Below are 13,768 nucleotides of genomic sequence, written 5' to 3'. Positions count from 1 at the left end.
AGCGCCAGTTCATTTTTTAAATAGTTGAATGTATATAGTGTATTCCCTGAAAAATGGGAATACGCTATATACATCAAAAACTTTAACGTTTTATTTTAATACTCATTAAATGGCTTTTGTACACTGACACACTGAATGTTCGCTCCACTCTGTTGTCCACCAGTGTCCTGTCCATTGTCCTCCTTCATTCGCGCATCGTTGAGGACATTTGGCTTGAGCATCTTCCGCGTCATTCCATATCGGATCATTATTCCTTGAAGTGAATACCTTGAACGCCGGTTTTTTGGGCTCAGCCGGAGGTGCCGGCGGCTTCGGCGGCTGAGGGGGAGCAACCGCAACTCTGATACCGGTTGGAGGATCAATCACAGGCCCACCCGAACCAGTACCTGTGCCATCACCACCCGTTCCTGTGCCGCCACTACCACCATTATTGTTGCCACCTGCAACAGGAGGCACAGGCGCAGCCGGCGGGATGTCAACGGCATTTTTCACGCAGTCTTTGCCGCAATCTACCCATGCCAGCTCATCATTCACAAGGTTCCCATACAACGTATAAACCTGGCTGGCTGTTGCCGCATTGGCTGATTCCCCTTTCAGATAGACATTCACCCTCACGCCCGAGCTTCCATCTCTGATAACCTCAGCACCAGAAACCGTTTTTCGGCTCACATGACTTAATACGTAAGGTTCGGGTAATTCTCGTTTCGTCTTGTGCTTAAGATTAATATCCTGCTTGATTTCATGCGCCAGCAAAGCGGCTTCCATATGTCTGGGATTCCCGCTATAAACTTTGTAGGAATAAAAGGCCATCGCAACAATGGCGACAATAATGAGTAAAACAAATGACATCTCAACAAGGGTAACTCCCCTGCTCGTTCGAATAGACGGTAACGGCATACACACCCTCCATGGCAACTCAACGAGCGATGATTTGAAAATCACAAAGACAAATAAAAAGAAGCCTCTTATTAATAGAATCATCTAAGCTATTAAAATATGAGCATTAAGTCAATTCAAAAAACAGCGATTTATTATTAAAAACAAAGGGATTTTTAAAGAGCAAATATTTGAAATATTAAATCCAACGAAATAACCAACTGATATAACCAATCAAACATTTTCACTTCCACTCTTCTTCATTCTATGATTATTGAAAAACTCTGTTTTTCTTCAAAAATCTCCGTTTTATCAACACTACGCCCACGGAAAAATCCTGTATCATGCTGTGCCAAATAGGATGTTTACCCATCAGGAATCCACGTAAAGTCACGAGCCCCTGCCTCAGGCAAGCATCGACGCCAAGGTTCCAGGACGTGACTGCCCCATGGCGGCTATAGCAATACCATGAAAATATCGAAACAAAGCCTTGAAGAGCAAGCAGCAAACTATCTCCGGGAGCAGATCCTCGCGGGGGATTACCGCTCCGGCGACAAACTGGTAGAAAGCAGCCTGGCCAAAACCCTGGATCTCTCCCGGACCACGGTCAGAATGGCCCTGAATACGCTGGCCAGCGAAGGGTTGATATCCCAGAAACCCTATGCCGGCTGGCAGGTCATCACCATGGACGACAATGATCTGTGGGAAATCTATCACCTGCGTTGCCCTGGAGAGCCAGGCAGCGAGAATGGCAGTCGAGCGTATCACCCAGGAGAAACGTGACCGATTGGATGCTGTCTTAATAAAACAAACCTATTGTCGTTTTTATTTCTTCTGAGGCAGGTTGCCTGCTCTCTCGTGATGATCATTGTCAGAGGATTGGTCATGCGTATCGCGAACGACTCAACTATCTTTCAATCACCCTGTTTGACACATTATTGCGAGGTTTTAATGAACAAGTGTCTGGCGTGTTTGTTGCTGGTTTCAATCCCTGCGTTTTCTGAGGTGACAAGCACCGATAGCTTCCCGGAGGACATCGACTCAGAAGCAGAAAGTGCAATCAAGTCCGACCGGGGAATCCCTGACGTAACCATTCGTCCCCCTTCATGGCTGACAGGCTGTTGGGCTGATGAAACTCAAACGCAGGCTTTTTTTAAAGTGGTCAATGATGGCTTTTATTACAAAACCTGGTCAGAAGGCAAAACAAGCCAGTTTCAGATGCGTGATGCATCCGGCGTATACCCCAGATTTCAGAATGCCTACGCCAATCCAGCGTATAGCCGGTATACATTGAACGGAACACGGAAAGGCGATACCTCGGGTGGAGTATTCACTGACATGACGTTCAGTCAGGGAGAGGACAAGAACGTGATTGGCGTCAGCGGCTTTCTTAATGGATTCCTGCCCATCTGGAATGTCACTCTTATCAGCACAACGTACAAACGATCCGATGATTCTATCTGCAATGTAGAAAGCTCTGATCAGGCGCATGCCGTTTATTAGCCGCGAACAACAGGGATGTTGTTGAATCGCCCTGCACTATCCAGCACGTACTTTTCTTTTTTTGGGCGTTGCACGAGTGTCTTGAATAACAATCCGCATTCAACCCACCCCATACACGAACTTGTCTATGCTGTTCTTGTCAGTCAGGCATCTCTCAAAAACCACAGGATGTAAGGCATGCCAGTATTTGTCGTTTATTCACGTCCCGTTTCAGCTACCAACCCCTATCTGTCACAGTTACCAACAACGGCTTACTGACTCGCTGAGAAAAACACTGACGCCTTATGCTGACCGAACGGAAAGTTCTCTGTTATTCCGTTGTTCTGGAACTGTTTTTCGGTATCACCGGTATAATGGTCGCACTGTACAGTGATTCCAGTGCAGTCCTGCTGGATGGGGGCTATTCACTGCTCTGTACGCTGACGATGTTGGCCAACGTCAAGGTAGCCAGACTGGTGACGTTACCAGTTTCTGCCCAACGCCCTTTTGGTTCTGCCACACTGGAACCCCTGATGCTACTCTTTGAGTCACTCATATTGCTGGCCCTGTGCAGCCTCCTGCTATCGGTTGCCACCTATCAGATTGTCCGGGGAGGTAACCTGCCAGCATTTGACCTGGCACTCATCTACGAAGTGTTTTCAACCCTGGTCGGCGGGGCAACCGCAATGACTTTCCTGTACCTTTACCGCAAGATTCAGTCACCGCTTATCTACTTTGAATACCAGGAGTGGGTGGTGGATGCCTCTGTGAGCGCGACGGCCATGGTGGCCTTTGCCCTGGCCTGTTTCATGGGAGACACCCACCCGGTCACGCCCTATATTGATTCCGTGCTGACCCTATTGCTACTGGTTTTCCTGATTCGTTTACCCGTGGCAACACTGCGTAAAAATTTTCGTCAGCTGTTACTGCAGGATATTGCGGAACCGGGACTCACTCACGCCCTGGAGCAGGCACTGGCCGCCACGGCAACAGAAATCGGGCTCCTCCACTATCGGACACATGTCATCTGCCTGGGGCGTTGGTTATGGGTCAATATTGAAATCGGTGTACCGACAGGTAAAAGCACGCTTACCCACGACGACGTACACCTGTTTCGAAGGGCCGCTGAGAAAAAACTCCAATCACAGGCCAAACACTTTCAACTGAATATCGTGATTTCTCCACAACGTTCCGCAATTTCATCCTAAAAAAAACAGGCTAATCGCCGGGGAGCGCCTACTTTTATAGTTTCCTGAAACCTGTACACCACCATAAGTTCTGAACACGTCGTTCTCGTGGCGGTTAACGAGCCATTAAATGCAGGGAGACAACGCCAAATGCCCATTCATCCTGCGACGACGCAAGAGGCTGTACCCACTCTCAACGGGCAACCAAGCCGATGGCACGATTCACCTTCACCCAACCTGTCAAAGGATCATTTTATTCAGCGGGATGGCAAAGTATTTGCCGGCCAGCATTATATCCTTGATCTGTGGGAGGCGGCGCCTCTGGACAATCTCACTATCATGGAAAATACCCTGCGGGATTGTGTCGATATCTGTGGCGCCACACTGCTGCATATCCACCTGCACCATTTCACCGTCAATGGTGGGATATCGGGTGTGGCTGTACTGGCAGAGTCGCATATCAGCGTCCACACCTGGCCTGAAAGACAGTTTGCCGCCTTTGATATTTTCATGTGCGGCGATGCCACACCGGAACAGGCCATCACGATTCTCAAGCGAAACTTCTCTCCACAACGTGTCGATATTCACCAGGCCTTGCGAGGTATCGTGCAACCATGAACCTGTTTCACGAAACACTGCTCGATGATTACTGCCAGACATTCGCGATCAACCGCCTACTGTTTGAGCATAAATCCCCTCATCAGCACCTGGTGATTTTCGAAAATACCCGTTTCGGCCGCATCATGGCGCTGGATGGCATTATCCAGACCACCGAAGGGGATGAGTTCATCTACCATGAGATGCTGACCCACGTCCCACTGTTTTCTCATGGTGATGCACAGGAGGTGCTGATCATCGGCGGGGGAGATGGTGGCATCTTGCGTGAAGTGGTGAAACATCAAACCGTTAAACGCATCACCCAGGTGGAAATTGATGAAGCCGTCATCCAAACCTGTCGTGAATACCTTCCGGGCCACAGCCAGGGCGCCTTTGATAATCCTCGACTGACGCTGGTTATTGATGATGGCATGGCTTTTGTCAACCAGACACAGCAGCGTTTCGATGTCATCATTTCTGACAGTACTGATCCGATCGGACCCGGCGAAGTGCTGTTCAGCTCGACGTTTTATGAGGCCTGCAAACACTGCCTGAAACCCGGTGGCCTGTTTGTTGCCCAAAACGGTGTCCCGTTCTTTCAACCGGACGAGCTGACAACATCGGCACAACGCCTGCACCCACTCTTTTCAGACACAACATTCTATACTATCGCTGTTCCTACCTATGTTGGTGGGTTCATGACACTGGCCTGGGCAACCGATAATAGCGATTTACGAGCCACCCCACTGGCTACACTGACATCGCGCTACAACAATTCAGGCATTGCTACAAAATACTATACGCCGGCATTGCACCAGGCCGCCTTTGCATTACCTGCCTCTTTCCTCTCACTGATGAAGCCGTTATGAATGCGATAACGATTGCCCCGGTATCGAGTGCAGCCCAGTGGCGGTCACTGGTCGCTGACTTCGGCTCTCCCTTGATGGTCATTGACTGCGCCAGGATGTTGCAACAATACCAGCAACTTTGTGAGGCGTTACCCGGGGTTAAGCATTACTTTGCGATCAAGGCTCTGCCACACCTCTCCGTTTTACAAACACTGGCACAGGCTGGTGCGGGCTTTGACCTGGCCAGCAGTGGTGAAATTAACCTGCTGCGCCAGGTGGCAGTCTCACCGCGTCAAACCCTTTATACCCACCCGATCAAACGGGATAGCGATATTCGTTCAGCACTGCGCTTCGGATGCACTACATTTGTCGTAGATAGCCCACAGGAAATGGAGAAATTTCTCCCCTATCGCCAACGTGTTGCGTTGCTACTTCGGTTGAGTTTCCCCAACCCCTCATCATCTATCAATCTATCCAGGAAATTTGGGTGTTCACCGAAACAGGTGCCCCTTCTGCTAAAGCTGTCGCAACGCATGGGCGTGACCGTGAAAGGACTCTCCTTTCACGCGGGCTCGCAGTGCACCAATCCCGATAACCACGTGTGTGCCATACTCACCTGCGCCGGACTGATGCACGATTCCGCCCGGTACCTGAATGGCCGAGGATTGGGAGTCCTCAACATTGGCGGTGGTTTTCCCGTGTCTTATATTGACGAGGTTCCATCCATTCATGCTTTCTGCAGCAAAATCCGTACAGCGCTCACCGCACTGCCAGATCATGTGCAGGTCATCTCAGAGCCTGGCCGTTATCTTGCCGCACCGGCCGCCACATCCGTCAGTTCGGTGATGGGCATAGCGCTTCGACAGGGCTGCTGCTGGTATTATCTGGATGACGGACTCTACGGCTCTTTCAGCGGCCAGCTTTACGACTACAGACGCTACCCCTTAACGGTCTTCAGCGATCAGCGTGAGCGCGAAAGCGCCGTCTTATCAGGCCCAACCTGCGACAGTATTGATGTGATTGCTGAGGATATACAGCTGCCACGTCTGGCAATGGGCGATCTCGTGATCGGACACCAGATGGGCGCTTATACCATCGCCAGTGCGACGGATTTCAACCTGTTCCCCAGAGCGCGCGATGTTGTCCTCAACCCACCGGGCGAAACAGGCATTAACTTCTCTCTTTGAATGACTGCAGCAGTTTTTCCAGTTGGTCTGGCAGGCTGGAACCGGCATCGACAATAGCCGGTTCCGACAATCACACAATTACCCGGCGCGCTTCGCCTGATTCCAGGCGCGGGTGACGGTACGGACAATACGCTTGTCCGGTGCTTTCACGACAAACAGCGTATTCAACAGTCTTGCCGTCGGATAGATGCCCGGGTTATTACGCAGAGTCTCATTCACGTACGCTGTCGCTTTCTGGTTGGCATTGGCGTAGGCCACGGTGTTGCTGATATCCGCCGTCACCTTGGGCTCCAGAATATAATTCATAAACTGATAGGCGCTGTCAGAATTAGGCGCGTCTTTCGGCATCGCCAGAACGTCATACCAGACGGCGGCCCCTTCCCTGGGAACAAAATAACGGATATCCAGGCCATGCCCTTTGGCCATTTCTGCGGCCTGCAGTACACCACCGGAGTAACCCATCACCGCGCACAGTTCGCCGCTGGCCAGACCATCCACAAATTGTGAAGAACTGAAATAACGGACATGGGGTACCAGCTTGGCCAGGTGTTCACCGGCCTGCTTCCAGTCTTCAGGGTTCTCGCTATTGGGATCCTTGTCCTGGTAAACCAGTATGGACGCCAGAACATCCATGGGATCATCCAGAATGGCCACGCCGCAGGCTGACAGCTTGCTGATATTCTCAGGCTCAAGAAGCAACGACCAGCTGTCCAGCGGCGCATCATCTCCCATAACCGCCTTCACCTTCTCTACGTTGTAACCAATGCCGGAAGTGCCCCACATATAAGGGATGGCATAACGATTACCCGGGTCGAAGGCTGCCAGCTTTTCCATCAGGATAGGATCAAGGTTCTGCCAGTTCGGTATACGACTTCTGTCCAGTTCTTGATAAACACCGGCCTTGATCTGGTTAGGGATGAAATAGCTTGAAGGCACGACAACATCAAACCCTGAACGGCTGGCCAGTAGCTTTCCTTCCAGCATTTCATTGCTGTCATACAGACTGTAGGTCACACGGATACCGGTCTCATCCTCAAAGTCAGAGACGGTATTCTCAGCAATATAATGGGACCAGTTATATACATTGAGGCGAGGCGGCTCCTGTGCAACGGCAGACACTGCCAACCCCACACTTACCGCAGCCAAAACACCTGAAATCAACGCTTTCAACGATAGACACTCCTGCTGAAACGACACAACAGACACAGTGGACCCGGCCATTGATCAAGAATGATCACGGCATGGGGTCCGGTTACGGAATTCAGTGCTGCTGGAAACTTTCCAGCACATTGACGGTATTGGTCCCCAGGGCGTCTACCGCATAGCCGCCTTCAAAGACAAACTGGGTGGGCAGACCGAGTTCGGCGATGCGTTGCCCTATGAACGTGTACGTTTCGGCATCCAGCTTGAAGCTGGAAATCGGGTCGTGCTCATAGCTGTCCAGCCCAAGCGACACCACCAGCACATCCGGCTGGAAACGGGCAATCCGTTCCAGTGCCGCCAGCAGTGCCGGCTCATACTCTGCCCAGGTGCTGTTAAGCGGCAGTGGCAGGTTAAGATTGAATCCCTTGCCATCACCTGCCCCGGTTTCATCCTGGTACCCGAGGTAATGGGGGTAATCCCAGGCAGGGTCGGCGTGAATGGAAGTAAAAAGTACATCAGCCCGGTCATAGAAGATCGACTGGGTGCCGTTGCCGTGGTGGTAATCCACATCCAGTATTGCGACGCGCTGGCAGCCGCTGCCCCTGTACGCCTGAGCGGCAATAGCAGCATTGTTCAGGTAACAGTAGCCACCCATTTGATCACGGCCAGCGTGATGCCCCGGTGGACGACAAAGACTGAATACTGCCTTTTCGCCAGCGGTAATCTGCTGCTGACCTGACAGAGCACACTCAACAGAGGCCCAAACGGCTTCCCAAGTACCTGCCATGATCGCCGCCGTCAGGTCTGCGGAGTAATACCCCAGTCGGCCTTCAATATGTGCCGGACAGATGGACCGGAATCCACGCACGGGAAAACAATAGGGCATGGCCTGTGTGGTACCGGGAAACGTGGACTGCCACTCGTCCCAAGCGGTACGGAGAAACGTGACATAATCAGGGTCATGCACGGCCAGGACGGCACCGGTATCAACATGCGACGGTGCCATGACAGGTCCGAGTCCCCGCGCCTCAATGGCCTTGAGAACAATGTCGGTACGCTGAGCGACCTCGAAGCTGGGGACCAGCTCACCACTCAGCACTTCTTTGACATCGCGGTGCAATGCCTGTTGGTCAGAAAAAAAGGTGATCATTTTGCAGTGAGTCACTCATGCAGGGCGATAAAATCCGGCGCGCAATGCTATAGAAATGCAGTACTGTCGTATAGCGTATTTACGCAATGCACGGATAACACTCTGCACCGTGATACGACTCTGTTATCCTAGCGATTCCAGCCGTACCGGTTGAGCGAGATGAGTAACGACGATTTTTCTTTCTTCCTGCAGGAAATGCAGGATGTCAGTCCCCTGAAACCCAAGTCAAAGGCTGATATCCGAAAGAGTGCAGAGCAAACCCCTGGCCAGAAACAACGCCGGGAAGCCGCCCAGCAGGAGCTGCACGACCCCAACTTTCTATCCCTGGAAAACCCTGTCAGGGTTAAGCCCCACGATATGCTGATCTGGAAACGGAATGGCGTACAGGAAGGCGTGTTCAAAAAATTACGTCTGGGCAAATACCCGGTGGATGCACGGCTTGATCTGCACCTGAAAACCGCCAAGGAAGCGCGGGTTGACGTTTACCAGTTCATCCATGACTGCCGTCGGTTTGACCTGCGCACCATCTTGCTGGTTCATGGCAGAGGTGAGCAGAGCAACCCTCCGGCCAAACTGAAGAGCTATGTGTTTACCTGGCTGCCACAATTCGAGGAAGTACTGGCATTTCACAGTGCCCAGCGTGAGCATGGTGGAAATGGTGCCGTCTATGTACTGCTCAGGAAAAGCGAAGAGAAGAAGCAGGAAAACCGTGAGCGGCACTTGCGGCGTCGGTAATTTACGTCAGCCTCTTGATCACGGACGATCTGTGGCTGATTAATCCAGCATGACGTTGTTCATCGGTGAAAAGCATCGTACTGAATAATCACCATTCGAGATTTTTCGACATATTGTCCCAATAAAGTCACAACCATACTATCTACAGGATGGCGCATCGTCTTTCTGACGGTTTTAATGCAACAATATCCATGACATAAATAGACTGTCTTGATGCAAGCAGTAACTTTCGACCGTCAGGTGTAAATTGAACAGGTTGAAATAGTTTATTGGAACCTAGATACACATCCATTGGCGGAGTGAAATTGATTTCATATTTTCTTACCCACCGGGGTATCATCTTATCACGAATAAAAACAACAAAACCGCCAATATCGTAAGACGTTAGAATAAAGCAACGACTATTAGGGCTGAAGATAGCCTGCCCACCGTATACCTCTCCAACCTTCGTGTGCAATCGCTTTTTCTCCCAGCCGGCTCTCTTACCATATTCAAAGACACAATCTGAAGTCCTATGCGCAACGTCGAAGAGAGCAACGAGCTTATGGCTATCCGGGCTGAAACAAATAGACATAACCTGGCCGCTCAGCGAATCAGAGCAATATTGCCCTTTCCAGTTATGATCCTCAGTACGGCTAAGAATATACACTCTATCATCAACAGCCTTTGCCACAGTCAAACCATCGGGGCTAACACGAAAACAATCACTTTCATGCCTTTTATACTCTCCGCTGGATTCAATTTTGAAACGACACGTCAACCCCCATTGGCCTTGTCGATTTTTATCGTAAACAGTACATTCTTCGGGATTGCTTGTCCTGAACACAAACAGGCTACAGCTATCCGCGCTAAATGCAGCGTAATCACACAAAGGATGGCGGTCCCCCACCTTTTGCGACAGCAATACATCGTAGCGCACCCCATCATGGGTAAGAATATGAATTTCGGAATTGCTATTAATCGTCAGCAGATTTTGACCATCGGAGCTGAAGCAAGCAAAACAGTATCGTCCCCCAATCGATTGCTTAATGTACCATTTATCCTCTTCAGCATCATAGTTAAGGATATGTATCCTGTCAGAATAAGGGAACACAACGCTTTTTCCATCTGAACTGTACTGTGCAAACCGGTATTCTCCTGGGTTGAATCGCAGTTTCCAATTCAACGCGCCTGTCAAATCGTATGTATAGAGTTGGATGCTGGAAGCCTTATACACCCAATCATCTATAGAACCAACCACCAAGCTAATGCCGTCGGGGCTAAAAACGGAGAGTGGAAACCTGTTTGTCTCGCCATAGTCTAATGACAACTTTTCAACAAATCCCCAGGATTGGGCGTGCTCAAGTGTTTTAGATATGACGTACAATAATACTTTATGAAAGTCCGGATGCTCTAACAGTTTATCCAGCCGCAACACCGCTTTAGTCTTTCCACAAGTAAGAAACCATTGACGTATTTCATTCAGATACCGTTGCACAGATAATGCAGATTTGACACAAGGTCGGGGAAATTGATTCCAATAGGCTCGAGAAACAAGGTTGTCTGTTTGGATGGCCTTGGCAATTTTCCTGTCCAGTAGCTGGCAGGCCAGTAAATCCTCATAGGATAAATAGCGATTATCAACCAGTAATCGGAACACTATATGTATATTTTGAACAGTCCTGCCCCAAACGACTTCTGGCAATTGTTCTCTGGATGTAGACGCACATCCCGATTGTGCCAATACGCCTTCAGTGTGTCTATCGCTAACAGGATCCATACAGATCACCTGTTTCAAGTGGCATCCCTATCCATAGAGATCCCATTAATTGTAAGTAGTGCCCACAAACAACTGACAACACTGCCGGGATGACAAACATTCAGGGGATGAGTTTTCATTGATGCAGTGGTCATGTTTCAAACAGGCCCCATGCAGCGTTTTCTTTTTATTGCCTGATAATTACTGGGTTTTATTCAAGAAAATATCCAGAAACCATTAAGGCATAGATTAATTATTAATTACCGCGCAATCAAAACGCGCACATAAAATACCAAAATCGCATTTTTATACATTTATTGGTAATAATTGACTATCCAGCGAGAGTAAATATCAACACCTAAAAGGAAAAATTAATATCAACAAGACACCATTAATGTAGATAGCGCTGTAAATAATTCGTAGTTTACTTTAGCCAGCCTCCCATTTAGTCGTCCCATTACATCTATCGATGAGATAGACAAACAGGCACTCGAAAGCTATTTTCTTTCGAAGCGATTCCAAACAGGCAATGCTGCCTCCAGATCATCCTATGATCTGATTGCCTCGGTCAGAGGTGACTTCCGAGTTTATCGACGGGTTGTTCCTTCTGCTTTCTAATCAACACAGTCAACGTTCAGCGATTCGAGGCAACGGTACGTTTAACGCTTCCCCCTGACTGGATTGACACCTTTGCCATTGATGGAGGTCATCGCATGAAAGGCGATCGCTTTCGTACACGCCGATTTATCCCTCTGCCCCTCATCCTGGCTTGCTCTGGCCTGCCGATGGTTCTGCCTGAAACCGTTCAGGCCGATTATTTCAGAGCGATGCCAGCCTCATCACACGCCCCCGTTATCACAACGCTTGGTGCCTTACCCGACCTCTCCCTGACTGTCATCCAGAACCGCGGCTGGCAGGCCAGCCCCGTCAGCTACCAGGATAACGATTGGTCGAGCGTCAGCCTGCTGGTCGTCAATGCCAGCCTGCCGATCAGTAAAAGTGCCCTGTCACAGGCCCAGGATGCCCTGACCGCTGGCGTACCGATCCTCATTGATGGCTCCACCAGCAACGACGCCGACAAACAACAGCGCGTCAGCGCCAGTATCGGGGGCATTGGCCTGAGTGATCCGGTCATACTGGTCCGGAAACGGGATGGCGTGCCGGAATACCGGGTACTCAGTATTACTTCGGAACAGGAAGAGTTTTCCTCTTCGGATAATGAAGCCAGCGTTATCATGAACCCGGCCCATCAGCTGTCCGACGCTCAGCTCTCCCTGCTGGCCGATGAAACGGATGAGCTGCTGAGGGAATGGTTTATCGGTGATGAGGCCTCTGACCTCCGACATCGACGTAAAGCGGGTGTCACAACAGCCTCTGCGGCCACGCAGCCGCCTTTCAAACCGGAGACCACGATCCCCCTGGAATTCCGTTATGTCGGTAACCGCTGCATGGTCGGCAAAAAAGTCAGTGGCTGGGACTGGAGCGACGAAACCATCGATGCCTGTAACGGCAAGATGTCCATTGCCCTGTTCTACAGCATCGACCTGATCCGCTCGACCCCTTATTCCGGCGGTGGCGACAAGAATGCCGATGATGCCAAGCTTGTCCGGTTCACCCTTAACCCACAGCAATCCGGCGGCGCCGGCTGGCATCTGGTGAAATCCCCCAGCCACAAGCACACCTGGTTCCAGTCCTGGACCAACCGGGACACCTGGTTCGGCCCGATAGCGATGAAATACGGTACGGACATTCGCAGCAATGATCCTGCCCTGCGCCTCTACCAGCACACACCGGACAATACACCACGCCATAAAACCATCAGTGAAGAAACCGGATTCACGGTGGGTGTCGCGGCAGAGGCCAACGCGGAAATTGGCAAGGAGGGCCCGAAGGCGGGCGGTAGTGTCAGTGCGAATTTTTCCTATTCCAGCAACCGGACCGTCGAATATGAGGTTCACGAGTACAGCGTCGAGAACCAGTCATCCGCCTCCGGCAGTGGTGACCGGGCTTCCTGGCTATGGGACCGGAAATACGACCAGCACCATAAGGACTGGGTGACCCATGTCACGGCGCCCCTCTGGGGCAGTGACTGGCTGTGGAAAAACTCTGAATTCACGGCCGTTGCCCACGCCAATTTCAAACCCGGCATGAGCGCAACCTTCCGTGCGCCGGCGAACAAGCGCGGGTCATCACGGTTGACGCTTGAAAACCACCTGACAGTCGTTGCCCTGGGAGGCAAGGTCGTTTACTCCGCCCTGTACCAGACCTATGTACCGGGCGGCTACAAGGGTACCCAGTATACCTTCAGGAAAAATATCCAGATTAACTGGGATTCCCCGGTCTTTGACCCTGAAGTCCCGGTATCTCTGGAACCCTTCCGATATGACAGCGATGACGGCCTTTGCCTGGATGTCACCGGCAGTGCGACCGCCGATAGTTCCCCTGTTGGTGTCTACCGCTGCCATTACCGCAACAATCAGTTGTGGGGGATTGATGATGAACAGCGCTACCGCTCCAAAGTGGCGCCTGACCGCTGCCTTGAGGTCGCCCAAGACGATACATTGGTCGTTTGCCGCTGCGATGCGTCTGCCCGTCAGAAATGGCGCTGGAAAGACGACAAGCTGATCAATGAACTGGGTAAAAAACTGGCACTGGTTAACGGCAAGCCGGTGGTCAGTGACAACCCTGCAGTCTACAGCGACTGGAAAAATTACATCCATCGAGTTGAAGCCACGGATGCATTAGTCATTTATTGACCGACATATTCCGCATCAGCACCGGATGCTGATGCGGATAAACGCAACGTTTGTTGTATATCAATACAA

At 50.8% G+C, this 13,768-nt stretch carries 12 protein-coding genes; 8 read left to right on the top strand and 4 right to left on the bottom strand.

Translation table 11 applies throughout. From position 1 onward, the window contains the following. Positions 1-105 precede the first annotated feature (105 nt). Complete coding sequence (locus KHS78_RS16900) at positions 106-849, bottom strand: mannan-binding lectin (protein WP_211829706.1); 744 nt, start codon at positions 847-849, stop codon at positions 106-108. Positions 850-1,344: 495 nt separating this feature from the next. On the opposite strand from KHS78_RS16900, the gene KHS78_RS16895 reads away from it, so the two are divergent. The 6 genes from KHS78_RS16895 (at position 1,345) to KHS78_RS16870 (ending at position 6,177) form a co-directional block, all read left to right on the top strand. After that, the gene (locus KHS78_RS16895) at positions 1,345-1,659 is read left to right on the top strand and encodes a GntR family transcriptional regulator (RefSeq protein WP_211829705.1); all 315 of its coding nucleotides are present in this window, start codon (positions 1,345-1,347) and stop codon (positions 1,657-1,659) included. Positions 1,660-1,827: 168 nt separating this feature from the next. After that, the gene (locus KHS78_RS16890; protein WP_211829704.1) at positions 1,828-2,379 is read left to right on the top strand and encodes a hypothetical protein; all 552 of its coding nucleotides are present in this window, start codon (positions 1,828-1,830) and stop codon (positions 2,377-2,379) included. 284 nt (positions 2,380-2,663) lie between these two features. Then, the gene (locus KHS78_RS16885; RefSeq protein WP_211829702.1) at positions 2,664-3,566 is read left to right on the top strand and encodes a cation efflux transmembrane domain-containing protein; all 903 of its coding nucleotides are present in this window, start codon (positions 2,664-2,666) and stop codon (positions 3,564-3,566) included. A 129-nt stretch (positions 3,567-3,695) separates the two neighbouring features. Then, on the top strand, positions 3,696-4,163 hold the full coding sequence (gene speD, locus KHS78_RS16880; protein WP_211829700.1) for an adenosylmethionine decarboxylase: 468 nt from the start codon (positions 3,696-3,698) through the stop codon (positions 4,161-4,163). Next, positions 4,160-5,011, top strand: coding sequence for a polyamine aminopropyltransferase (speE, locus tag KHS78_RS16875; RefSeq protein WP_211829699.1), 852 nt, complete (start codon positions 4,160-4,162; stop codon positions 5,009-5,011). Before speD ends, speE begins: the two co-directional genes overlap by 4 nt. Further along, positions 5,008-6,177, top strand: coding sequence for a type III PLP-dependent enzyme (locus KHS78_RS16870; RefSeq protein WP_211829698.1), 1,170 nt, complete (start codon positions 5,008-5,010; stop codon positions 6,175-6,177). Before speE ends, KHS78_RS16870 begins: the two co-directional genes overlap by 4 nt. 78 nt (positions 6,178-6,255) lie before the next feature. Here KHS78_RS16870 and KHS78_RS16865 read toward each other — a convergent pair whose 3' ends face one another. Further along, positions 6,256-7,347, bottom strand: a complete 1,092-nt coding sequence (locus KHS78_RS16865) for an extracellular solute-binding protein (protein WP_246506633.1) — start codon at positions 7,345-7,347, stop codon at positions 6,256-6,258. Positions 7,348-7,438: 91 nt separating this feature from the next. Further along, complete coding sequence (locus KHS78_RS16860) at positions 7,439-8,470, bottom strand: histone deacetylase family protein (protein ID WP_211829696.1); 1,032 nt, start codon at positions 8,468-8,470, stop codon at positions 7,439-7,441. A 159-nt stretch (positions 8,471-8,629) separates the two neighbouring features. Here KHS78_RS16860 and smrA point away from each other — a divergent pair, with 159 nt between their 5' ends. After that, positions 8,630-9,205 (top strand): DNA endonuclease SmrA, encoded by a 576-nt coding sequence (gene smrA, locus KHS78_RS16855; protein WP_211829695.1) that lies wholly within the window; start codon positions 8,630-8,632, stop codon positions 9,203-9,205. Between the two features lie 142 nt (positions 9,206-9,347). On the opposite strand, the gene KHS78_RS16850 is transcribed toward smrA, so the two are convergent. Then, positions 9,348-10,964: a WD40 repeat domain-containing protein gene (locus KHS78_RS16850; RefSeq protein ID WP_211829693.1), complete on the bottom strand. Its 1,617-nt coding sequence runs from the start codon at positions 10,962-10,964 to the stop codon at positions 9,348-9,350. A gap of 692 nt (positions 10,965-11,656) precedes the next feature. Between KHS78_RS16850 and KHS78_RS16845 the strand changes: the two genes are divergently transcribed. Continuing rightward, entirely contained in the window at positions 11,657-13,699 is a 2,043-nt protein-coding gene (locus KHS78_RS16845) for a leukocidin family pore-forming toxin (RefSeq protein WP_211829691.1), read from the top strand. Positions 13,700-13,768 lie beyond the last annotated feature (69 nt).

This window comes from Kistimonas asteriae, assembly GCF_018263925.1.
GTDB classification, from domain to species: Bacteria; Pseudomonadota; Gammaproteobacteria; order Pseudomonadales; family Endozoicomonadaceae; genus Kistimonas; species Kistimonas asteriae.
This window is presented reverse-complemented; position numbering and strand designations above follow the sequence as displayed.